Source organism: Blautia sp. St.27G3 (assembly GCF_059728505.1).
Genome location: NZ_BAAGFO010000001.1, coordinates 1,675,581 through 1,697,919 on the forward strand (window position 1 = coordinate 1,675,581; position 22,339 = coordinate 1,697,919).

The following is a 22,339-nucleotide window of genomic DNA, read 5'->3' on the forward strand; positions in this document are numbered from 1 at the left end:
CTTTTACTCTTTATCAGATGAATCGCCGGTGATTCAAAGCCAAAACCCCAGCCCATCGGCCGGGGAACAAAATAATAAGAAAAGGAGATAAATAATTATGGCAACAGCAAATGATATTCTACGCGTCGCAGCCGCGGAGATTGGCGTGACAGAAAAAGGCGGGCAAAACCATGTCAAATACAACATAGAATTTTATGGGTATGACGCCGCATATCCCTGGTGCGTTGTATTCGTCTGGTGGGTATTTAAGCATGCCGGGGCATCCAATCTTTTCTGTGGAGGTTCCAAAATTGACAGTACACTTGGTGTGTACAACTACTATAGTAATCAGGGAAAAGTTTATCGCACTCCAAAAGTTGGCGACATTGTTGTATGTTATGACCCAACTGAATCGATTCCTTACTATCATACTGCAATTGTAAAATCTGTATCTGGCAACCGCTTCGCAACAATTGACGGTAACTCTAATGACAAGGTTGATACAAAGGAGGATCGAGAAATAACATCTACAAAGGTTACGTACTACTTCTGCCGTCCGGCATATGGCTCCAGCAGCAGCGGAGACACTGGAAGCAGCGGCAATCTCTCCATGGGTTCGACTGGTGAAGCTGTCCGTGACATGCAGAGAAAGCTGATCGCTCTTGGCTACTCCTGCGGCTCTGCAGGTGCGGACGGTGATTTTGGCCAGGGTACCTACAACGCAGTATGCGCCTTCCAGCGTGCGAACGGGCTGGATGTAGACGGCGTGATCGGACCGGCGACAAAAGCTGCGATCAATGCTGCTTACTCCGGTTCAAGCTCAGGAGGCTCTTCTACTTCAACTCTTTCTATCGGTTCCTATGGTGCCGATGTGAAGGATATGCAGAGAAAGCTGATCGCTCTTGGCTATTCCTGTGGCTCTGCAGGCGCAGACGGTGACTTCGGCCAAGGTACTTATAATGCGGTATGCGCCTTCCAGCGTGCGAACGGACTTGACGTCGACGGTATTATCGGGCCGATGACCCGTTCCAAAATCAATGCTCTTTACAGCAGACTTTAATCTGAACGCGCTATCTTTTTGACAGACATACGCAGCGGGCAGCCAGTAAATGGCTGCCCGTCTGTTTATCCTGTTTTGCCTAATCCAATAAATAAGGGATTATTTTCACTTCCCATGTAACATACTCTCACATTATGACCTACCTGAAACCATTCCGGTATACATGGAATGTATACTCCAAATTCATCCTTTATATATTCGCCCGATTCGTTCCGACAATAGTCCTCAAATCTTAAATATTCAATATTTCTTGAGTCCATTGTCCAGATTTTCCCATTGGTGTCCTGTACTTCCATTACATTGTCAGTCTTTGATACTATAACTCCTTCAAAAAAATGTTCTTCCAGTTCCGGTTCTCCGCTCTCTGTCAACTTTTCTATGCGAATTACATCGCCGCCCTGATAGGAAATCTTCAGTTTATCTCCTGGATCAAATTTATATGGCGTCTTCTCTGCCTTGCCAAAGTAAAATTCATATAATTCACATTCTTCAGTCCACAGATATATGATATCGTCATCTTTTTCAATATCTCCACCCACAAAAATACCAGTTAGTGTCCCCGAAGCTTCTTCAGGAAGAGTTTTTCCATCCATCGCTTCAACCGCAGGATTCCCCGACGGTTCTGTACCTTCCACTACCACATGCTCCGCAATCCATGAAACATCAAAATACATATCGAGCCTATCAGCCGATGCATCATCACTGCTCTCATTCGTATCCAATTCTATTCCGCACAGCAGATAATAACCGTCGTCTTTTGTACCTATAACAGACTCTATGCCAAAATTACGGATTGTCTCACAATACTGCTCTTTTATAAAATAAATGCCAAATACATATCCCCCGCCTTTTCTAGCTATACCCGGTGCATAATCCCCACCTTCCCCATCCTTTCTCCAAAATCCCACATATCCATCTGAACTGGTAACATCATAACGCCCCTCCCAGGATGATGGCAGAGTGATTTTAAGATCTTTATATTCGTAAACAATATTTCCCTGCTCATCGTATGTCTCTGGCCTGCCGGTTTCTGTCTCCGGTGAAATAATATCCGTTATTATTTCCGTTTCTCTTTCCTGATCGAAAGTCCCCTTCTCATCGGATCCCTCCAAGTGCGATTCCCGGCTGTTTCCTTCCTGCACATTCTCCTGCTCCTGTTTTTTCGTACAACCAGTTCCCAGAATCAGCAGCGTACTGATAAAAATCCCTGTGGTAATCCATCTTCGTTTCACACTCATGCCCTCCTTTTTCTTTTCGCCCGCATAATACCCCAAAGATTTCCACAGAATTAGCCCACACTTTGCTTATAATATACTTCAACACGTTCTGCCAATTTTTCAAACAGCGGATAATATACTTTTATGATATTTTGAAACATTTCTGCCGCAAAGGTACCGTCATAATCATGAGCCAGCTGGTTTCTTACCCGAAGCATCTGCATCCACTCATCATTGTCAATGATTCCGTTCATAAAAGCCTGCTTCAATGTCTCCCGCGGCGATCCAATTGCAAAATCAAGAATCCCCAGTTCCTTTATCAATATATCCTTCATTACTTTCCAGGAAATGTCAAAGGTAAGATTAAAATTCAAGACCGTTCCTTCCAGTACAAAATCCGCATCCGGATCTGCATTTACACTTTTACTCAGATTTTGCAAACTTTTGCAAAATGAATGATAACGGTTAATAGATTTGCTTTCCATATTTTTTAATATCCTCCAGTCGCTGTACATCCTCACATCCATAAACCACAAAGTCTATATCACTCGTTGAAGCTGCCGTGCCTGTTGCAAAAGAGCCAAACAGCTCCAATCGTTTTACACCATGTGCTTTACATATTGCCGCCACTTTATCAATTACTTCTGCAACCGGCATTACTCTGCTTGTCATCTCTTTTTGAATCGTTTCCAGTTCTTCCTCTGTTACATCAAACAGCTGTTTTAAGCTTTCAGGTTCAGCTCCTTTTTCCAATGCATGCCATATCAGTTCACTTCGGCCTCGGATTATTCCTTCTCTTATACCTTCCTCACGGCTTGCTTCGCGTTCCTGACGTATATGCTTTTCCTGATCGTACTCATAGATACTCACCTTTATCCCCTCCGCTCTGTTTTTACTGAGAAATTCTGCAAGAATTCCTTCCTCAATGCATTCCGATACCATTTTCCGAAATCCCCTGCTTTTCTGTGAATTGAAAGCATTGAGATTTCTGAATATTTGATGGGCCACTGAAAGGATATCAGATGCGGGAAATACCGCTGTAGAATTTAGAAAAATAATGCTTTGTAAATATTCTAACACAAAGGCATGCTGGATTCTATCGCTTTTTTTGCATGTTTCAGTGCAATTTTTTACAGATTACAGATCCATGAAATTATATTTCTGTGATAAATACATTTATCCTAAAGCGCTTCCACGTCAATTCCCTTAAGCAGCTCATTTTTACGTATCTGCGCGCCGCTTTCATCGAACAGATACACACGGTATAAAAGTACGCACATCTTTTCACCGATCTCCACATGTCGCCGTTCGAGTGAACGGTGCGTCGTCAGACGGACGCCCTTTACACGAAGCGTCAGCTCCAGATAGCTTCCGCGAAATACGATGCTTTCAATGACTCCCTCTTCCACAGCATTCATCATCTTTGCAAACTTCTGATTATCGCTCTTAAATGCCTCTACAAATTCCGGACGGACGATCACCTTTTTCCCATTTGGAATATCCTCATACCCTTTAAATCCCAAAAGGCTGTCCAGAATCACAGAGGTTCCTATGAATTGTGCCACAAAAGGTGTCTTCGGATTTTTATAAATGTCAATCGGACTTCCGATTTGCTCTAATTTTCCTTCATTGATAATCAAGATGTCATCTGCGACCTCGACCGCCTCTTCCTGGTCATGCGTAACAAAAATACTGGTAATACCAACCTTTTCGATCATTTCCTTTAACCATCTGCGCAGCTCCTTGCGAACCTTTGCATCAATTGCGGCAAACGGCTCATCCAGAAGCAAAAGCTGAGGATTCGGCGCAATCGCTCTTGCAAACGCTACCCTCTGACGCTGCCCCCCGGAAAGCTGGTTGGGATACCGTTTTTCCAGGCCCTCGAGACCGATCAGAGAAACCATTTCCTGCACCCGCTCGCGGATTTTCTGTTTTTCCATTTTCTGAACCTTCAGACCAAAGGCAATGTTATCATAGACGGTCATGTAGCGAAACAGCGCATAATTCTGAAATACAAAACCAATGCCCCGCTCGCTTGCAGGGACGTCATTTACCACCCTTCCTTTTATCATAACATCCCCGCCATCCTGCTGCTCCAGTCCGGCAAGTATCCTCAGAATGGTTGTCTTTCCGCTACCGCTCGGGCCAAGCAGCGCTGCCAGCTTCCCCTGTTCGATTCCGAAGCTGATATTTTTTGCCGCTTCATAGTCTTCAAATTTTTTATTTATATTTTTCAGTTCTACGTACATGACATCCTCCCCGTTTTCCTATCTGTCGTTTCTTTTTCCCCTGTATTCCACGATATTTTTCAGAATCAACATGATGAGCGCCATCCCTACCAGAAGTGACGAAACGGCAAATGCCTGCGTAATCGAATCTGCGCTTCCCGCCATATAGAGCGCGTCAATTTCCAGCGGAAGCGTAAAGGTTTTGCCCCTTGCTTTCGATACGGCATAGACTGCGCCAAATTCCCCGAATGCCCTCGCCGCACACAGAATCATCCCATAAAGAAGCCCCCATCTGATATGCGGAAACGTAATTTTTCGAAAAATCGTGAACCCGGAAGCCCCCATCATTGCAGCCGCCTCCTCTTCCTCTCTTCCCTGTGTATACAAAACCGGGATGATTTCTCTGGAAATAAAAGGAAAGGTAACAAATATGGTAGCAAGAACAACAGCAGGAACAGAAAACACAAGCGCAATGTCCGTTCCAAGGGCCTCGTTGATTCCGTCGATCACAGGCTTGGCCCAACCGCTCCGCCCAAATGTCATTATGTAGGCAAGTCCGGCAATTACTGGAGAAATGGAAAAAGGGATGTCGATCAGGGCAGATAGTACATTTTTTCCCCGAAAATCAAATTTTGTCACAAGCCACGAAGCAACAAGTCCAAACACCGTATTGACAGCAACCGCAATCACAGTAGCAATCAGTGTCACCTTCAAAGCTGACAGTGTATTTTCTGCCGTAAGCGCCGCCTGATACGACTGCAGGCCGTCTGCCAGAGCCCGAACAATCACTTCAAGCAGCGGCAGCACAAGCATCAACAGAAAAAACAAAACGCTGATTCCAATCAAGATCCATTTTACAATTTTCTGGCTGTTCTTTTTCATAAAATCTCCCCATTTTTCTACAAATATATCATGGTTCTCCTGTAGATACATATCTCCCCAATCTTTTGCGGATACCTTTCCCCGCAGATACATTAAACATTTGTCCGGCGGCTCGCGATATGCTGAATAAAATTGATTGCAAACAGCATCACAAACGACAAGATAAGAAGGACCAGCGCAATTGCCGCAGCGCCTTCGTAGTCCACATTGCCGGAATTTAGCTTCTGCATAATCACATACGAGACCACCTGCGTCCCGTTTTTCTCACTGTTTCCCGATATGTAAATGACGCTGCCATATTCCCCGATTCCCCGCGCCAGTGCCAGGCCAAATCCGGTCAGAAGCGCCGGGCGGATTTCCGGAAAGATCACCTTCCAGAAAATAGTAAGCCGGGAGGCGCCAAGCATCCCTGCGGCTTCTTCATAAGTCGCGGGCAACTTTTCCAGTACTGGCTGTATCGCTCTTACAACAAATGGAATCCCGATAAATACCATCGCAATGATAATGCCTGTCCTGGTATAGGCAATCTCGATTCCAAGCTTCTCAAACGCCCTGCCAATAGCTCCCGTATCGGAATACATTTTTGTCAGTGTAATTCCCGCAACCGCAGTGGGCAACGCAAAAGGCAGCTCGATCATACCATCCATCAGACGTTTTCCCGGAAATTCATACCGCACCAGCACCCAAGCGAGAATGGTTCCAAAAATACAGTTCAGTACTGCCGCCGCCAGCGCACAGCCGATGCTTGTGACAAATGCCTGAACGACGTTCGGCCGCACCATCAGTTCTGCAAATTCCGCGCCGGACAGCCGGAAGGAGTACGCCAGAACAGACGCCAGCGGAATCAGGATCAGCAGCGATAGCATGGCAACCGTAATTCCCATAGAAAGTCCGAATCCCGGAATAATGGATTTACGCTTTTTTATCTGTGCCCGTTTCAATGGCGCCGCCTCCTATTTTCTGTAAATTTCATCAAAAATCGCATCGTCTGCAAAAAAGTCCTGATATGCCTGATCCCAGCCTCCGAAATCATCAATCGTACAAAGATTTACAGACAGATCAAACGTATCGGAAAACTCTTTTAAAATTGTCTCATCCGACGGACGGTAGTAATGCTTTCCGGCCAGCCTCTGCGCATCTTCCGTATACAGATAATCCAGATAATCCTTTGCAATTTCCTCCGTTCCATTTTTCTCTGCATTTTCATCCACAATTGCTACCGAAGGCTCTGCCAGAATGCTGATACTCGGAGTAATCAGCTCATATTGCTCCGGATATTCTTCCAGCGCCAGAAGCGCCTCGTTTTCCCATGCAATCAGGACGTCGCCCTGCCCGTTTTCCACAAACGTCGTCGTCGCGCCCCTCGCCCCAGAATCCATAACCAGCACGTTGTTATAAAGCTTTGCCAGAAAATCTTTCATCGCAATTTCATCGTCCGCAAACTGCGTTTTTGCATACTGCCATGCAGCAAGAAAGTTCCAGCATGCCCCGCCGGATGATTTCGGATCGGGGGTAATGATCTCGACACCGTCTTTGATCAGATCCTCCCAGTCATGAATGTCTTTTTCGTTTCCACTACGCACAAGAAACACGATCGTTGACGTATACGGCGAGCTGTTTTTATCAAATTCTGCCAGCCAGCCTTCCCCAATGAGACCGGCTTTTTCAATCGAAGTAATATCATGCGCCAGAGCCAGCGTTACCACGTCCGCATCATTACCTTCAATCACAGAACGCGCCTGCGAACCGGAGCCTCCATGCGACTGTACCAACTCAATTTCTTTTCCTGTCTCTTCTTTGTAATGCTCTGCAAACAGTTCATTATAGGCCGCATAAAATTCCCGCGTCGGGTCATAAGAAACATTCGTAAAAGTAAGTACCCCATCCTCTTTTTTCCCTCCGCAGCCAACAACAGATACCACAAGACATGCAGCCGCCATTGTTAATGCCGTTCTTTTGAACATACTGTTTTTTCTTTTCATCTTTTCTTTCCCCTTTTTTCTAAACTTGTAACTATCCCCTTTGTTAATGCAAACGTTTGCATCACATTTCCATCACATTTCCAGATAAATTCAGTCATTTTCGGATTCACATAGATGATATACGAAATTTTCATCTTTTGTCAATCCGATTTCATGCAAACGTTTGCTTATCAAAAACCATACGCTTTCTGTTGCTTGTTCCGCGGTTCTGCCTTATACTTAAATTGTTACAACTACGAAACCATCGACTTATATTTATAGAAGTGTTGCTCTCAGGCACTAGATCCGTTTCGTTATCAGTCAAACACCCCGGATAAAAAGGAGAATTTTATGTCGCTAAAAAGAATTGCCGAAATGACAGGCGTATCCCCCTCAACCGTATCAAGGGTTCTGAACAACGTCTCCTCCACCTGCGCCTCCAAAGAAGTAAGGGATAAAATTTTTGCTGCCGCAAGGGAAATCGGGTATCAGCCAAACCAGAATGCACGGAATTTAAAAAATCCTTCGAAGGTATGCGAACCAGGCCGCCATGTCAGCATCGTACTGGCACGGATTAAATCTTTGGATGACGACCCTTTTTTTTATGAACTGTTCCGCAGCCTTGAAATTACCCTGTTTGAAAACCAGATGACGATCGACCATATCGTATACGCAGAAGAAACGCTCTCCAAAGACTCCACCGAACATGCGAAGAAAAAGAGGCATATTCTCAGTGATATTGCAAGCGCTCAGGGAGTCATTATTCTTGGCCGCTGTTCTACACAGCTGCTGACACAGATTTTGTCATTCAACGGCAATGTCGTCGGTATCTGGCGAAACAGTATGAACTTCCATGTTGACGAAGTCATCTGCGACGGCCAGAAGGCCGCTGAGCTTGCTATGAATCATCTGCTTTTACTTGGACACAGGAAAATTGCGTATATCGGCGACTGTTCTTACGAAAGCCGGTACGTCGGCTACTGCAATTCCCTGATCAGTCACAATCTTCCGATTAATTACGACTGGATCAGGCCAACCGACCAGACGGGTGAATCTGCAGCTTCCGCTTTTTCCGGACTAATCGACGAAGCCGGGGACTTCACGGCAGTGTTCTGCGCAAACGATGTAACTGCCATTCAAGTCCTGAAAATATTGAAGAAAAATGCACGAAAAATAAAACGAAAAGTTTCTGTCATCTCGATTGACGACATTGAAGAAAGTGAAAATACCTCGCCGTTTTTAACGACGATTCATATTCCCAGAAAAGAAATGGCCCATATGGCTGTTACCCTGCTTCTGGATCGAATTGCAAAAGGTCATACGGAAACTGTCCGAATTGAATTTCCCTGCCGCATTGTGAACCGAAGCAGCTGTTATCCGGAAATTTAAAAAAGAATGCGCAAACGCACATCCTGACGGAGACTTTTTATCATATAGGCGGCGAAGTTTCTTATTAGATAAAGTATGATAAAAAAGCTGCACGCTTTCACGACTCAAAAATCGTGAAGCTGCAGCTTCTTTTTTAATATTTTGGATTAAATTCCAGCCTGTTTCAGAAGATCCGGAACTTTGGATTCCCAGCCTAATGCCATGATATGTACACCCTGGCAGTACGGTTTGCATTCCTTGATAATGCGCGCCGCAATTTCAACGCCTGTAATACCAGCTTTTGTCTTTTCCTTATCTGCCTTCAGTTCCTCAATCATCTCATCCGGCACATGAACACCGGCTACATTGTTGTTCATGAACTTCGCCATTCCAGCTGATTTCGGAATAATGATGCCAACCTGCACCGGCTTGCCAAACTGTTTTGCTTTCTCCATGAATTTGATGAATTTCTCCGGCTCAAAAACTGCCTGTGTCTGGAAATAATCAGCGCCTGCTGCAACCTTGCGTTCCATCTTTGCAAGCTGTGCATCCACGGAGTCGCTGCACGGAGACACAACAGCGCCCTTTGCAAATTTCGGCGGTTCGCCAACCAGCTCGTTTCCGCCAAGGTCAACGCCTGCCTCCAGCTGCTTAATTGTATGAAGCAGGGAAACAGAATCCAGGTCAAATACCGGTTTTGCCTGCGGATGGTCTCCCATCTTTGTATGGTCTCCGGTCAGACACAGAACGTTGTCAATCCCCAGCATCGCTGCGCTCAGAAGATCTGACTGCAGTGCGATACGGTTCCGGTCACGACAAGTCAGCTGGAAGATCGGGGTCAGTCCCTCATCCTTCAATGCTTTACACGTTGCCAGAGAACCGAGACGCATAACGGATGACTGGTTGTCTGTTACGTTCACTGCAGTAATACCGCTTAAATAGGTCTTTGCCTCTTCCAGTACATGTTCAATATGAATTCCTTTTGGCGGTCCTACTTCTGCAGTAACTACAAATTCACCACGATCAAATAATTCACTAATTTTCATTGTACATTGCTCCAATCATTTATAAATTTTAACAGCTCCTATTTGGATACTTCCTCATCTGTTGCGTAATTGCGTACCTGCGTCGGGCATTTCAATACATCCAGGCGGCCCAGCTGTGCCAGCCGTCTGTAAATACGCTCCCAGCCGCATTCCATGTTACTGTCCACTTCGCATTTTCCGTCTTTGGAACCGCCGCACTGTCCGTTTACCAGACTCTTGGAGCAGGCAGTAATCGGGCAGATGCCGCCAGTGATATTCAGATAACATTCGCCGCACTGTTTGCAGTCATACTCTAACGGTGTGACGCCCTGGAATCCAGGCAGTGGATATGTATCGCAAGCCGCATAAACAGGCTTATCTCCCAGATACTCAGCAATCGTCTGAACGCCAACGCCGCAGGAGAATACGAGTACCGCATCAGCAGCCTCAATCGCGTCCATATATTTCTGAATGCGCAGCTTCAGGTTTTCCGGATTGCAGATGTAATCCTTTGTCATGATACCGGTCACATTTCCGCTGTCAGCCAGTTCCTTCTGGAATTCCGCTGCTTCTTTTTCCGGGAAATGAACCTCTTTGCATCCATGGCAGTTAATGATAAAAACTTTTTTACCGTCTACCAGTGATACGATCGTTTCTTTTGATTTCAATTCAGTAATTAACATATCACTTCAACTCCCTTACAGCAGCTTTCCCAGCTTTAATCTTGGTTACAATCGGAATCTTGGAGGAACAGATGTATTCGCAGCTTCTGCACTCCACACAATCCATGACATTTTTGTCCTTCATGCCCTGCCAGTTCTGCTCATCCGCATATTTCGCGAAATACAACGGCGAAAGCTCCATCGGGCAGACATCGACGCAGCGTCCGCATTTAATACATGCTACTGGCTCTGTCTGATCTGTCTCAATGGCAATAATTCCATTAGAGCCCTTCATCATCGGTACATTTACATCAGAAAGAGCAAATCCCATCATCGGTCCGCCCATCTTGATCAGAACATCATCGTCTGTCACGCCGCCGCAGTAGTCGATCAGTTCTTTTACGCTTGTACCGATCTTAACAATGAAATTGCCCGGATTCTTAATCTTTTCGCCGGTCACAGTTGCAACACGCTCAATCAGCGGCATGCCCTTCTGAATTGCATCAGAAATTGCTTTTACTGTACTGATATTGCTTACGATACAACCAACATCTGCCGGCAGCCCTCCGCTCGGCACAACTCTACCGGTCACACGCTTGATCAGCGTCTTCTCAGCACCCTGCGGGTATTTTGTTCTTGCAGGGAAAACCTCAATATTATCAATATCTGCAACCTTGGACTGAAGAAGCTCAATTGCATCCGGCTTGTTATCCTCGATTACAATCAACCCCTTTTCAGCGCCGGTCGTCTTCAGAATCGCCTTAAGGCCATAAATGATATCATCTGCAAACGCAAGAAGCACTCTGTGGTCTGCTGTCAGCATCGGCTCACATTCACAGCCATTCAGAAGAATGGTATCCACCGGCTTTGCAGGTTTCAGCTTGACACACGTCGGGAATCCGGCGCCGCCCATACCTACAATACCTGCTTCACGGACAATATCAATGATCTCATCTGGCGTAAGCTCATCTAGATTGCCCTTCGGCTGTACAGACTCATGCAGCACATCTTTTCCGTCTGATTCAATGACAACGGACGTCATCTCACAGCCCCTCGTTCCATGCATACGCGGCTCAATCGCAACAACCGTACCGCTGACGCTGGAATGAACCGGAGCGCTGATAAAGCCTGCCGCTTCTCCGATCTTCTGTCCGACTTTTACGTAATCGCCAACCTGTACAATGGGATTGGCCGGAGCCCCCAGATGCTGAGACATCTGAATCACGACAGTCTTCGGTTCCGGGAATCTTGTAAGAGCAATGTGTTCGCTGAACTCTTTCCGCTCTGACGGATGAACACCGCCATAATAGCCTGCGAATCTTTCTTCACGGATTGCTTTTACATATTCGCTCACAACTTTAACATTTACTTTGGAATAATCGCGTACCTGCACAGGCTGATGCAAAAACTCTTCCAGACGTCCCTGTTTTTCCAGCTTCTGATAAATCTTCTCCCAGGCACAGTCCTTATTCGGGTCCACTTCACATTTGCCGTCCTTGGCGCCGCCGCACTGTCCGTTGACAAGACTCTTAGAACAGTCAACGATCGGACAGACACCTCCGGTTATATTCAAATAACATTGTGCACATGCATCACAGCTTTTCTTTGTCAGGGCCATACCGTGATGTCCCGTATAATTCAGTGTATTACTCGCTGCATATACAGGTTTCTTCTCCAGATCTGCAACAGTCTGAACACCCAGTCCACAGGAGATTACAAAAACATGTTCCGTGCCTTCCGGAATCATATCCTGCAATTTTTTCTCAGTCTGGACTTTGTTGCACAAAAAATCAACCTTTGCACTGCCCGTGATTGTTTTTCCGTTTTCGGCAGCGAGTTTCTCAAATTCGCCACAATCCGGTTCGTCAACGGTCTCAAATTCCTTGAAGCACTTATTACAAGCAATTATGAACACATTGTCCTTATCGGCCAGTAGCGACACCAGTTCATCGTTGCTTTTCAGTTTATACTTGGTATAGTTCTCCAATCGCTCACCTTCCTTATGAAATTGATCTGCACACCTTTTATTTATCTGCTTTTCTTCTATTTTTTCAGCCTGTGCACTCTGAAAAAAGGAATCATCGGCAAATAAGTCAGTGGCTAAATACATACACCTCAAAGTATAACACACGATATCTGCGTAATCCAGTCAAAATATCTGTTTTTTGAGCAAAATTCAATCATTTTTTTAATTTCCGAAGAGATATTCCGCGGCCTTTCCAAGAATATCCTGATCTACAATGCCGTGCGTGTTTTCCTCGACCTTATCTCCAAAATAATTGATTGAATTTTCCAGCAGTCCTCCTACAATCTCATCCAGAAGTGCGTCCTTATCATTTGATTGCCCATTCTCATACTGCTGGCCATTCTCGTACTGCTGGCCGTTTTCGTACTGCGCCATTCTTTCCTCATAACGTGCCGACGCTTCCTCAAACGTTTCCAGATAGCAGTATATTTCCGGGTTTTCCAGGGCAAATCCGGCTCCGTAAGAAAAGCTGTACAGGTTTTCATATGCCCCCTGCGGATCCTGTGCGTATTCCGGATAGCACAGATAGTTTGTCCCTTCCCCGTCTATATAATACTGTACATTGGTTACCTGTCCTGCTTTTGCCTGTATGGTTTCCTGTACACAGATATTAAATGGCCAGAGCACGAAATCCGGCGTATATACGTTTTCCGAATTGACCAAAACGGCCTGAATCGTCTTTCCGTCTGACTCTCTTACCAGATCAAAATAGAACTGCGGGCTGACATAGTAATCTACCGTATCGGAATTTACAAGCTGTACATCCAGCACATACCCTTTGGAAGGCGCGCTCTCATCCAGAGTTCCTTCATATCCTTCGATAGGTGTGCACCTTGCAGTTCCCACGACTTCCCAGCCCTCAATTTCTTTGCTGGAAGAATCTGAAGCTGCCTGTGCGGTATTCTCCCCTGCTACCATTGTCATCATACCAATCATAAGCATTGCTGCCGCCTGTTTCATTGCTCTGTTCATCATAGCTTTTCTCCTTTTGTTTTTGTATATATGTTTCTGATTTTCCTCTTCCCTTTATAATACAGACAAAGAAAGTTCTATCTTCCCGCCCAGGCTGGTGAATTTTGTCTGATACAGTTCTGCGCTTTCCACATAATTCAGCGTGGAAAGTGCAAGAGCAACAGTATCTCCGGGATACTGGAAATCTGTAAAGCTGGAAATATAACGATTTACATCTGCCGCAGCATAGATTCCCCTTGACTGTTCATCCCAGCCCAACGCGCTAAAATACGGTTCTCTATTTTCATTGGTTCCCTGGCACAGACTGTTCATAATAAAAACAAGACTTTCTTCTGTAAAACCTTGTTCCGGAATATTCTTCGGCCCATATGCCAGCACATACAGCAATTCCGCTTTATTCAATCCGCCTTCCATAAACTGTGAAAAATCAAGCTCCTGGCTGTTCTCTACGGTGGGCACCGGGAGAGGTGCAGCCTCTGATTCTGTGGTAAGTTCTGAAACACCCTCTGTTTTTCTCTGATCCCGCTCCTGAAATGTTTCAGATTTCCGGCTATTATGCTCCTTCCACTGCATACCGCCATAAAATGCTCCGCCTGTCACACAGACCGCGGCTACGATCGCCGTTATCTTCCCTGCTGCAGTTTGTATAAATCCGGTTTTCACGGCTTTTACAGCCGTCTTTTCCGCCACACGCGTTACGTTTTTCTGCTGTATTGCTCTGCTTTTCTGCCTTTTCCAGGTTTGCAGAATTTTCCCTTCCAACGCCTTTTGACCCGCCGCGGCGCCCGCAAAGGAAGCCTCCTCATCGGAATGCACATTCTCTGTTCTTCCGAAAGAGAATCTATCAGTTCATGTACCAGTTCCCTCGTTTCCTCTCTCGTATAGGCAGTCTCCGGCTGATTTTCCAGATTCTCATCTTCCACTTCGTATGTAAATCCTTCCCCGTCTTCATTCACCGTAAGATCGGTAAATAAAACCGGATTTTTCTTTGCCAGCGCGTTTTTGGCTGTATTTGCAACGATCACGCCCAGCCATTTTTCAAAAGCCTCCGGTTCCTGAAGCTTTTTCAAATTTGTAAATGCTTTCAGATACGCATCCTGGAGCACATCTTCTGCGGCCTCTTTATTCTTCATATACTGAAGCGCCAGATAGTCATTGCTTTTCTGTCATCATTTCCGACTTCCGAACGCCAGCGCCCGTCAGCGGAAATTCTCTTTCTCCTGCAAAGTAACTCATATCCAACCGAATCAGTCGGACAAACCACTGCATAACTTTGCTTTTCATAGGTATCACCTCTGTTGATTATAGATAACAGGACTTCATTGGTCAATCAATAATTAAAATACATGTGGAACCCTCCTTTTTCTGTTCTCTAAGATACAGACAGGAGCAGGCGGCAAAAAGTTTTATCAAATACTCATTTTCGTCTAAATCGGCAGACTATCCCCCACACAAAGCGCCCCATACCCCAGCTGTGAATTAGGCCAAACCACAAACCCCGGCAGCTGCCTCGCCCCTCTTCTCAAATAGGCTTTTACCTTCTCCCCATACAGATACGGGTCATTCCCCTTCACAATCCCCCACTGCATCATCAATGCAGCGCCCCCCGTCACAAACGGAGTTGCAAAAGAGGTGCCTGTCACACTGACATACCCTCCTCCGGCAGAAGCCGTCGTAATCGAAACTCCCGGGGCAACGAGATCCGGCCGTACCGGATAATCGGAATCCGGCCATCCTCTTCCGGAAAACGAAGCGTACGCATTCTGTCGGGCATCGTAAGCTCCCACAGCAATAATACGGCCAGCCGTAGAAGGAATCGTCAGCGTGGCTTCCGGCGAAGGCCGGAGGAAACGCGTCGTGCTGCTGCGTGCGCGGGAATCCGGCATCCAGATTTCATAGTCGCCGGTCACAATTCGTTCCGGAGTCAGAATAAGACTCCAGATTCCACTGTCCAGATACGTATTCTCTGGAATAAAATCAATAAAAATCTCCTGCTGAAGCTGATAGGGTGATGGGGAACCATAATAGACCAGCAACGTTACATTTCCCAGCTGATAGCGGTAAGCGCCATTTTCCCGACGTATCAGTGTTACTTGCTGTCCATCCGGATGTACCAATGTGATCCCGAATTCGTCAACATAATTCTTCCAGAGCTGAAGATTCATCGTTGTCTCAAAATCACCGATGATGAACTCTATCTCCTGTTCCCCGTTTCTGTCCTCCGTCAGCCGACCAGATACATGTCCCGCAGCGTTCCCCTCATTTCCGGTCCCGACCGCAATGACACTCCTGCCGCGGTCCGCCAGCTGGTCAATATATTCTTCCAGAAGCGATGTGCCCCTGTGGGAACCGTATACATTTCCAAAGCTGAGATTGACCGCCACTGGTTGCTCCAGACGCTGCGCCGTCCGCATTACATATTCAAGCGCCTGCATCAGCTCAGTCGTTCTGGGAAAGCCTCCCTGCCTTGGTATGCCAAGCTTCACAATCAGAAGATCACTTTGTGGGGCCACTCCCCGATATCTGCCGCCGGAAGCCCTGCCGCTGCCTGCAGCAATGCCGGCTACCTGCGTCCCGTGGCCACTGCTGTCACGCTCCGGCACAATCGCATACGCAGCTTCGCGGCTGTTCTGTGCAAGTGCCCTGTTCAAATCTTCTTTTGTATATTCGGCGCCAATCGTAAATCCTTCTGGCGGTGTGCCCACAGCACGTTCTGTCTGATCCCACAATGCCACAATACGGCTCGAACCGTCCTCATTCCGAAAATCCGGATGAAAATAATCAATTCCGGAATCAATCACTGCTACCAGTACCCCTTCCCCGAACAGTCCCATTTCTGGCGTCTGAACAGCGGAGATACACGAAGCTGCCCGTCCCTGATCCACTTCAAAATAAAGGCGTTTTGGTTTTTCCACATATTCAATCTGTGGAAGTGCAGCCAGCAATCCTACCTCTTCGGCCGGAAGCGTGACAATCGCATAACCTCCGGAGAGCCTCACCACCTGCCAGGAAGGTCTGACTACCTCCTCCAGGTTTCCGCTAAAACGTACAATTACCTCCCATGTATCATCCTCTTCATCGTATCCTGTTTCCAGAACCGGAGATTTCTCCCTCTCTTCCTGTGTGGCATCCATTGACAAATTCAGTAGATTCTCAATTTTCTGATCATCCATAAACCATTTTCCTTTGATATAAAAAACTGCCGCACAATACAATTTTCAAGACAGACAGTACCTTTCCAGAACTCTTTATGAATAGAAAACTTTCCCTCATCCTTTCATAAAAGAGTATCTGAAATTCTGCCTGTCTCAAAACATATGTATTGTACGACAGTTCTCTTCCTTTTTATAAAGTTATGTCAGATGTGATCAGAAAATTCCTTTCACGGTGCATACAGATCACGCAAAACAGATCTGCACACAGCGAACAGAAATTTCAATCATGTTCTAACACGTAGCTCCACCGATTACCGTCTTTTCAAGAATTTGCTTCTTGTCAATCTTGCTGTTCAGCAATTTATCCTGTACATAATCAAAACCCAGTCTGGCAATTGTGTCTGCAAAACGTTCTCCGGAAATACCCTCGTCACGGAAGAACAGAATTGCACGTTCTACGACATCGACAACCTCTTGCTCTGTCGCAAAAATCTGATCCAGCGGACGACCTTCAGCCACTTTTTTACCCCAGCGTCCGCCGATATATACCTTATAACCAGTCATTGATTCATTGACAGCTCCAAACGGGCACCTTCCCACACAGCGTCCGCAGTGATTACATGCTTCTGGTGCAATCTGAATCTTTCCATCCTCCACCTTTGCAACCTTGACCGGACAATTATTCTGAACCTGGCATTTCTTACAGCCCTTGCATTTCGACAGATCAATCTCCGGCACTCTCTGTCCGATAATACCAAGGTCATTCAGATCTGGCTTCACGCAATTATTCGGACAGCCGCCCACTGCAATTTTGAACTTATGCGGCAGAGAAACACCATGATAACCAATATAGTACAGCTCGTGCATCTTTTCAGAAAGCGCAAACGTATCAATCAGGCCATACTGACACGTTGTTCCCTTACAAGATACCACTGGACGTACCTTTGAACCAGTTCCTCCGGTCTCCAGGCCGGCTTCCTCGAGAAATGCAAACACTGCTTCGAGATTGTCATACGGCACTCCCTGAATTTCCAGCGTCAGCCGGGCTGTCATTGTCACCTCACCGGACCCAAACTTTTCGGCTGCCTCCGCAACCTTTCGCTGCTCTTCTGCGGTCAGTTTTCCATTGCGTGTGATCACACGTACATTAAAGACATCTTCGTACCGCTTGTCTTGCAGGCATCCTAATCCTTTTACACGCTTAATTTCTTCCGCCGAAAGCTTCTTTCCATTACGCGGAACCTTTACATCATTGAAAAATACGCCGCCCTCCAGAACTCTTGTATTGGTATAGCCATATGCTTTCAGACGGTTCTGCAAAAAGTAACCTCTTTTTCCCTTCGCACACACAAGAAGCAGCTTTGCATCCTTCTCTAATCCCTCAATTGGTCCCGTAACAGAGGAAAGTTCAATCCAACGTGCATTCGGAAGTGCCGCTACCGGCTGTACATCAAGTACCGTATAATCCTTTGCCGCGCCGGCCGCATACTCTGCCGGACTCATTGAAGAAAACATACCGTCTATTTTATTTTCCAGAATATAACATGCCGTCACAAACGGATGAATAGCTGTAGAAAACGGCGGAGCATAAGAAAAATCAAGCGTATCAAAATCATCCAGCTTCATTCCCTGCGCAATTCCCACTACTGCAATATCCGTCAGCTTATCAACTGCTCCGCCGCCAAACACCTGCAACCCCAACAGCTTTCTTGTGGAGGTCTCTGCAATCAGCTTGATCGTGAAAGAAGAAGCGCCCGGATAATAATGCGCCTTGTCATCCACCACACAGATCACAGAAGTAACCGCATAGCCTGCCGCCTTTGCCTGCATCTCTGTAAGACCCGTACGCCCGCCGTTAAGCCTCGGAAGCAAACGCACCACACCGGTTCCAAGGCAGCCGCCATATCCATTTCCAGCGCCAGTCATAGCTTTCGCCATCGCGCGGGCTGCCAGATTTGCCGTAGATCCCATCGCAGACCACTGTGCCTGGCCGGTCAACGCATTTTTCACCATTGCGCAGTCTCCGACTGCGTAAATATCCGGCAGATTCGTCTTCATCTGCCCATCCACCAGAATCGTACCTTTAAACATCTCAAGTCCGGAATTTGCCAGAAATGCAGTTGCCGGCCGCACACCGATCGCCAGAATCACAAGATCAGCCGCCAACACCCCGTTCTCAGTAATCACCTTTTCCGCCCGTTCGGTTCCCATGATGCTTTTGAGACTTGTAGAAGTCAGAACACGCATTCCTGCTGCTTTCAACTGTTTTTTCGCGTAATCTGCCATCTCTTCATCGTACGCATTCGGCATAATCTGAGGCGCTGCATCAATCACTGTCACTTCCATTCCCTGTGCCATCAGATTTTCTGCCACCTCAAGTCCGATAAAACCTGCCCCGCACACAACAGCTTTACGACACTTTTTTTCTTCCACATAAGCACGAACAGCCACAGCATCATCCGGTGTACGTACGCAGAACACACCCGGAAGCTGCACCCCATCCACAGGCGGTGCAAACGGCGTTGCACCGGTAGCGATGATCAGCTTGTCATATGTTTCTGTAAAAGTTTCACCGGAAACTTTCTTCAGACAGACGGTCTTGTCTGTACTGTCAATCTCCGTCGCCTCACAGCCTGTAAAAATTTCCGCCCCTGTCAGCCCGGCATATTTCTGCGGTGTATTGACAATCAGCCCTTCCCTGGAAGGAATGTCCCCGCCTATGTAATAGGGAAGCCCACAACCAGCATAGGAAATATCCTCCCCCTTTGTGTACACTTTTACCACTGCGTTCCGGTCACAGCGCTTTAATTTGGCAGCCGCTTTTGTCCCTGCGGCTACGCCGCCAAGAATCACATATTTCATACCATTTTTTCTCCTTTCCTGCTCGTGCTTATGTACGCCCTCGTACTTCATTTGCTTTTCTCCCATTATAATACTTGCGATCCATAAAAGAAAATCGTAAAATATAATCTATCATATCGAAAAAATCTATATATGATGAAAGATCAGACGCTCAATTACAATACAAAAACAGCGTTATGGCTTCAAAAACTCAAATGCTACCATCCATACACTACTATTTTATGAGGAAAACAGACATGACAATCCGACATCTAAAAATATTTATCGCCGTGGCAGAAACCGGCTCCATGAGTGCCGCCGCCAACCGGCTTTATCTGACTCAGCCAACAGTCAGCCAGGCAATCCGTGATCTGGAAGACCATTATCATGTACAGCTGTTTGAACGGTTTCATAAAAAGCTGTTTATCACGGACGAAGGTCGCCAGCTGCTTAATCTCGCCCTCATGACCGTCGGTACTTTTGACAGTCTTGAACGGTCTATGCAGCATTTTCAGGAGCGGACACCCCTGCGCATCGGCTCATCTTTAACCGTCGGGACCTGCCTGATGTCAAACGTAATTACAGATATGGAGAAGGCTTATCCCAAAATAGAAATCTATTCTTTTGTCAGCAACACGACAGAAATCGAGCAAAAATTGCTCCGGCACGAATTGGATGTCGCAGTGGTGGAAGGCATCATTGAATCTCCCGAGCTGTCTGTCCTCCCGGTAGTAGAAGATTCTCTCGTTCTTGTCTGCGGAAAAAATCATGAATTCTATGGAAAAAATACAATATATGCCTCCGAATTGGAAGGCCGTAGATTTGCCATACGTGAAAAAGGCAGCGGTACACGGAAATTATTTGAACAATATCTGTCTGCCCACAACATTCACATACAGGTGGCCTGGGAGGCAAATTGCCCCCGCACAATCATAAATGCCGTGATCCACAACAATGCCCTTGCCGTTATGTCGGAAAGGCTGATCAAACATGAATGCCGCCAGCAGTCCCTGAAAATTTTCCGTTACGAAACAGGAGAATGGGAACGCTGTTTTAAGCTGGTTTATCGCAAAAAAGGAACGGATACCACGCAGAATCTCTGCCGTCCCACAGGCAGCACCCCATCCTCACCAAGCATCGAAAATCTGCGTACCGTACTGGAACGCTACCGAACCCTGAATCTTCCGGATGAAATCCCATCCTGTATCTTTAAAGATGATTAATACACCGAAAAACAGATTCTGCACCGATCGGCATCCATTGTACAGATTGTTCCCATCGGAATCGTCCCCATTGGGCGGCTGTGACCGCTGCACACATTTGCAATTACCGGTACCCGATACCCAGAAAAACGATCCTTTAGGAACTGCGTAATCTCATAGCTGGCATCATATCGTTCGTTGCTGCAATCCGCAAAATTCCCAAGCAAAATACCGCCGACCGCTTTCGTCATACCGGCCTGCTCAATCTGTGTAATCATACGGTCCAGCACAGGAATGCTCTCCTCTACATCCTCCAGAAACAGAATCTTCCCCTTTGTTTCCGGCTGGAAAAAGGTACCTGCCGAATTTGCCAGCAGCGTTAGATTTCCTCCCGTGATTATTCCTGCCGCCTGTCCCGGATGCAGCATATACATAGGATCTTCTTCAGGATTATAAAAATCATACGCTGATTCTGTCCCGCAGAGGTCAAGCGCTCTGTTCAGACTGCTTCTGCTGTAATCATCAAACCCTTTCAGCATATTGCTGATTATCATCGGCCCGTGAAACGTTACAAAATTACAGAATTTGTTGAAAATAGAGTGAAAATGTGTTGCATCACTGAAACCGATAAATACCTTCGGATGTGCCCGAATCATGTCCAGATCGAGATATTCCATCGTATGGCAGCTGCCGTATCCGCCTCTTGCGCAGATAATTCCGTCCACCTCTGGATCTGCAAACATGCTGTTTATCTCTTTCGCCCGCACGTTTCCATCTCCAGCCATAAAACCGTGAAAACTTAGCAGTTCATCCACCGTTCTTCCCAGTCTGACTTTATAACCTGCTTCCTCCAGATATGCAACTAACGCCTCTTTTTCCTCCGGTTTCACGGGCATACTCGGCGCAACCACCCCCAGCGTATCGCCTTTTCTGATTCGTTTCGGCATCCGCAGCGCTTTTTGAACCATCGTCGCTCCTTCTTTCTCTCTATATTTACTATCCACTTCTCACTGCCTGCATACACATTTCCAACTGCAAAGCGCAAAGCCAGTCTTCTTTTTGATACAATTGAGGGCACTGTAAACCGTTCAATAACTATACATAACCGCCGGAAATCCGCCGGCTATCTACCTGAGATTTACTCCGACAATGCCTCACCATAAAGATGACACGCCACATAATGCTCTTTATTGATTTTTTTCAGCTCTGGTTTTTTCTGTTCACAGATTTTCAGGCACTGCGTATATGGATGCAGCATGTGTTCATAAAGCTCATCCACCTGTGCAGCCTTGCCCTGCATGATGTCAAGTGCTTCCAGCGGTTCCCCAATAGTCGCTCCTACCGTTTTTCTCGGATCAAGGCTCGTATACGGATCTTGGAAAATCATCTGCATTCGTTTTCGATACGAACGCATCTGCTGATCATTCAAATGGCTGATATCCGTTCCGTCAAAAAAGATTTTCCCCCCTTCTTCGATATCATACAGCCTGAGCAGTGCCCGGCCCAACGTCGTTTTCCCACAACCACTCTCACCTACCAGGCCCATCGTGGTTCCTGTTTCGATGGAAAAGCTTACACCATCCACAGCTTTCAAAAAGCGCTTCTTTTCAAAAATCCCCCTGACCGCCTGCACATCACCTGATATTGTGCCAAATGTCGTTCTCAAATTTTTAATATCCAGGAGCACAGACGTCCCTTCTCCTTGCGTCCTGTCAACTTTTATTCTGGAATCTTGACTGTCTGCCATAACCTATTCTCCGA

General features: G+C 46.4%; 21 protein-coding genes. 3 read left to right on the forward strand and 18 right to left on the reverse strand.

What is annotated here, in order from left to right; genetic code table 11:
• Positions 1–97 precede the first annotated feature (97 nt).
• Positions 98–1,039 carry a peptidoglycan-binding protein gene (locus AC6I2O_RS07830; protein WP_497742318.1) on the forward strand — a complete coding sequence of 314 codons (942 nt, stop codon included), beginning with the start codon at positions 98–100 and terminating at the stop codon, positions 1,037–1,039.
• Positions 1,040–1,104: 65 nt separating this feature from the next.
• Here AC6I2O_RS07830 and AC6I2O_RS07835 read toward each other — a convergent pair whose 3' ends face one another.
• The 7 genes from AC6I2O_RS07835 to AC6I2O_RS07865 form a co-directional block, all read right to left on the reverse strand.
• Positions 1,105–2,271, reverse strand: a complete 1,167-nt coding sequence (locus AC6I2O_RS07835) for a hypothetical protein (protein ID WP_497742319.1) — start codon at positions 2,269–2,271, stop codon at positions 1,105–1,107.
• A 56-nt stretch (positions 2,272–2,327) separates the two neighbouring features.
• Positions 2,328–2,741: an HI0074 family nucleotidyltransferase substrate-binding subunit gene (locus tag AC6I2O_RS07840; RefSeq protein ID WP_120391269.1), complete on the reverse strand. Its 414-nt coding sequence runs from the start codon at positions 2,739–2,741 to the stop codon at positions 2,328–2,330.
• Positions 2,722–3,198: a nucleotidyltransferase family protein gene (locus AC6I2O_RS07845; RefSeq protein ID WP_497742320.1), complete on the reverse strand. Its 477-nt coding sequence runs from the start codon at positions 3,196–3,198 to the stop codon at positions 2,722–2,724. Before AC6I2O_RS07845 ends, AC6I2O_RS07840 begins: the two co-directional genes overlap by 20 nt.
• 239 nt (positions 3,199–3,437) lie before the next feature.
• Positions 3,438–4,505 carry a sulfate/molybdate ABC transporter ATP-binding protein gene (locus AC6I2O_RS07850; protein ID WP_497742321.1) on the reverse strand — a complete coding sequence of 356 codons (1,068 nt, stop codon included), beginning with the start codon at positions 4,503–4,505 and terminating at the stop codon, positions 3,438–3,440.
• A gap of 18 nt (positions 4,506–4,523) precedes the next feature.
• The gene (locus AC6I2O_RS07855; protein WP_120391370.1) at positions 4,524–5,366 is read right to left on the reverse strand and encodes a sulfate ABC transporter permease; all 843 of its coding nucleotides are present in this window, start codon (positions 5,364–5,366) and stop codon (positions 4,524–4,526) included.
• Between the two features lie 92 nt (positions 5,367–5,458).
• Complete coding sequence (gene cysT / locus AC6I2O_RS07860; RefSeq protein WP_497742322.1) at positions 5,459–6,307, reverse strand: sulfate ABC transporter permease subunit CysT; 849 nt, start codon at positions 6,305–6,307, stop codon at positions 5,459–5,461.
• Positions 6,308–6,319: 12 nt separating this feature from the next.
• Complete coding sequence (locus tag AC6I2O_RS07865) at positions 6,320–7,348, reverse strand: sulfate ABC transporter substrate-binding protein (protein ID WP_497742323.1); 1,029 nt, start codon at positions 7,346–7,348, stop codon at positions 6,320–6,322.
• A gap of 330 nt (positions 7,349–7,678) precedes the next feature.
• Between AC6I2O_RS07865 and AC6I2O_RS07870 the strand changes: the two genes are divergently transcribed.
• A complete protein-coding gene (locus AC6I2O_RS07870; RefSeq protein ID WP_497742324.1) occupies positions 7,679–8,716 on the forward strand; it encodes a LacI family DNA-binding transcriptional regulator in 1,038 nt (345 codons plus the stop codon).
• Between the two features lie 146 nt (positions 8,717–8,862).
• Here the strand turns inward: AC6I2O_RS07870 and AC6I2O_RS07875 are convergent, their stop codons facing one another.
• The 9 genes from AC6I2O_RS07875 to AC6I2O_RS07915 all read right to left on the reverse strand — a co-directional run bounded on the left by AC6I2O_RS07875 (position 8,863) and on the right by AC6I2O_RS07915 (position 19,397).
• Positions 8,863–9,741 (reverse strand): methylenetetrahydrofolate reductase, encoded by an 879-nt coding sequence (locus AC6I2O_RS07875; RefSeq protein ID WP_497742325.1) that lies wholly within the window; start codon positions 9,739–9,741, stop codon positions 8,863–8,865.
• Positions 9,742–9,779: 38 nt separating this feature from the next.
• Positions 9,780–10,403 (reverse strand): methylenetetrahydrofolate reductase C-terminal domain-containing protein, encoded by a 624-nt coding sequence (locus AC6I2O_RS07880; protein WP_497742326.1) that lies wholly within the window; start codon positions 10,401–10,403, stop codon positions 9,780–9,782.
• A gap of 1 nt (position 10,404) precedes the next feature.
• The gene (rsxC, locus tag AC6I2O_RS07885; RefSeq protein ID WP_497742327.1) at positions 10,405–12,369 is read right to left on the reverse strand and encodes an electron transport complex subunit RsxC; all 1,965 of its coding nucleotides are present in this window, start codon (positions 12,367–12,369) and stop codon (positions 10,405–10,407) included.
• A gap of 201 nt (positions 12,370–12,570) precedes the next feature.
• Positions 12,571–13,383 (reverse strand): hypothetical protein, encoded by an 813-nt coding sequence (locus tag AC6I2O_RS07890; protein ID WP_120391275.1) that lies wholly within the window; start codon positions 13,381–13,383, stop codon positions 12,571–12,573.
• Between the two features lie 51 nt (positions 13,384–13,434).
• Positions 13,435–14,070: a hypothetical protein gene (locus tag AC6I2O_RS07895; RefSeq protein ID WP_120391276.1), complete on the reverse strand. Its 636-nt coding sequence runs from the start codon at positions 14,068–14,070 to the stop codon at positions 13,435–13,437.
• 5 nt (positions 14,071–14,075) lie between these two features.
• Positions 14,076–14,528, reverse strand: a complete 453-nt coding sequence (locus tag AC6I2O_RS07900) for an RNA polymerase sigma factor (RefSeq protein ID WP_497742500.1) — start codon at positions 14,526–14,528, stop codon at positions 14,076–14,078.
• Between the two features lie 4 nt (positions 14,529–14,532).
• Entirely contained in the window at positions 14,533–14,664 is a 132-nt protein-coding gene (locus AC6I2O_RS07905; protein WP_497742328.1) for a hypothetical protein, read from the reverse strand.
• Positions 14,665–14,807: 143 nt separating this feature from the next.
• Entirely contained in the window at positions 14,808–16,553 is a 1,746-nt protein-coding gene (locus AC6I2O_RS07910) for a S8 family peptidase (protein ID WP_120391278.1), read from the reverse strand.
• Between the two features lie 273 nt (positions 16,554–16,826).
• Complete coding sequence (locus AC6I2O_RS07915) at positions 16,827–19,397, reverse strand: FAD-dependent oxidoreductase (RefSeq protein ID WP_497742329.1); 2,571 nt, start codon at positions 19,395–19,397, stop codon at positions 16,827–16,829.
• Between the two features lie 236 nt (positions 19,398–19,633).
• Between AC6I2O_RS07915 and AC6I2O_RS07920 the strand changes: the two genes are divergently transcribed.
• Positions 19,634–20,599: a LysR family transcriptional regulator gene (locus tag AC6I2O_RS07920; protein WP_497742330.1), complete on the forward strand. Its 966-nt coding sequence runs from the start codon at positions 19,634–19,636 to the stop codon at positions 20,597–20,599.
• Here the strand turns inward: AC6I2O_RS07920 and AC6I2O_RS07925 are convergent.
• A complete protein-coding gene (locus AC6I2O_RS07925) occupies positions 20,596–21,582 on the reverse strand; it encodes a S66 peptidase family protein (protein ID WP_497742331.1) in 987 nt (328 codons plus the stop codon). The genes AC6I2O_RS07920 and AC6I2O_RS07925 overlap by 4 nt on opposite strands.
• Before the next feature lie 134 nt (positions 21,583–21,716).
• Positions 21,717–22,325 (reverse strand): ATP-binding cassette domain-containing protein, encoded by a 609-nt coding sequence (locus tag AC6I2O_RS07930; RefSeq protein ID WP_497742333.1) that lies wholly within the window; start codon positions 22,323–22,325, stop codon positions 21,717–21,719.
• Positions 22,326–22,339: the final 14 nt, after the last annotated feature.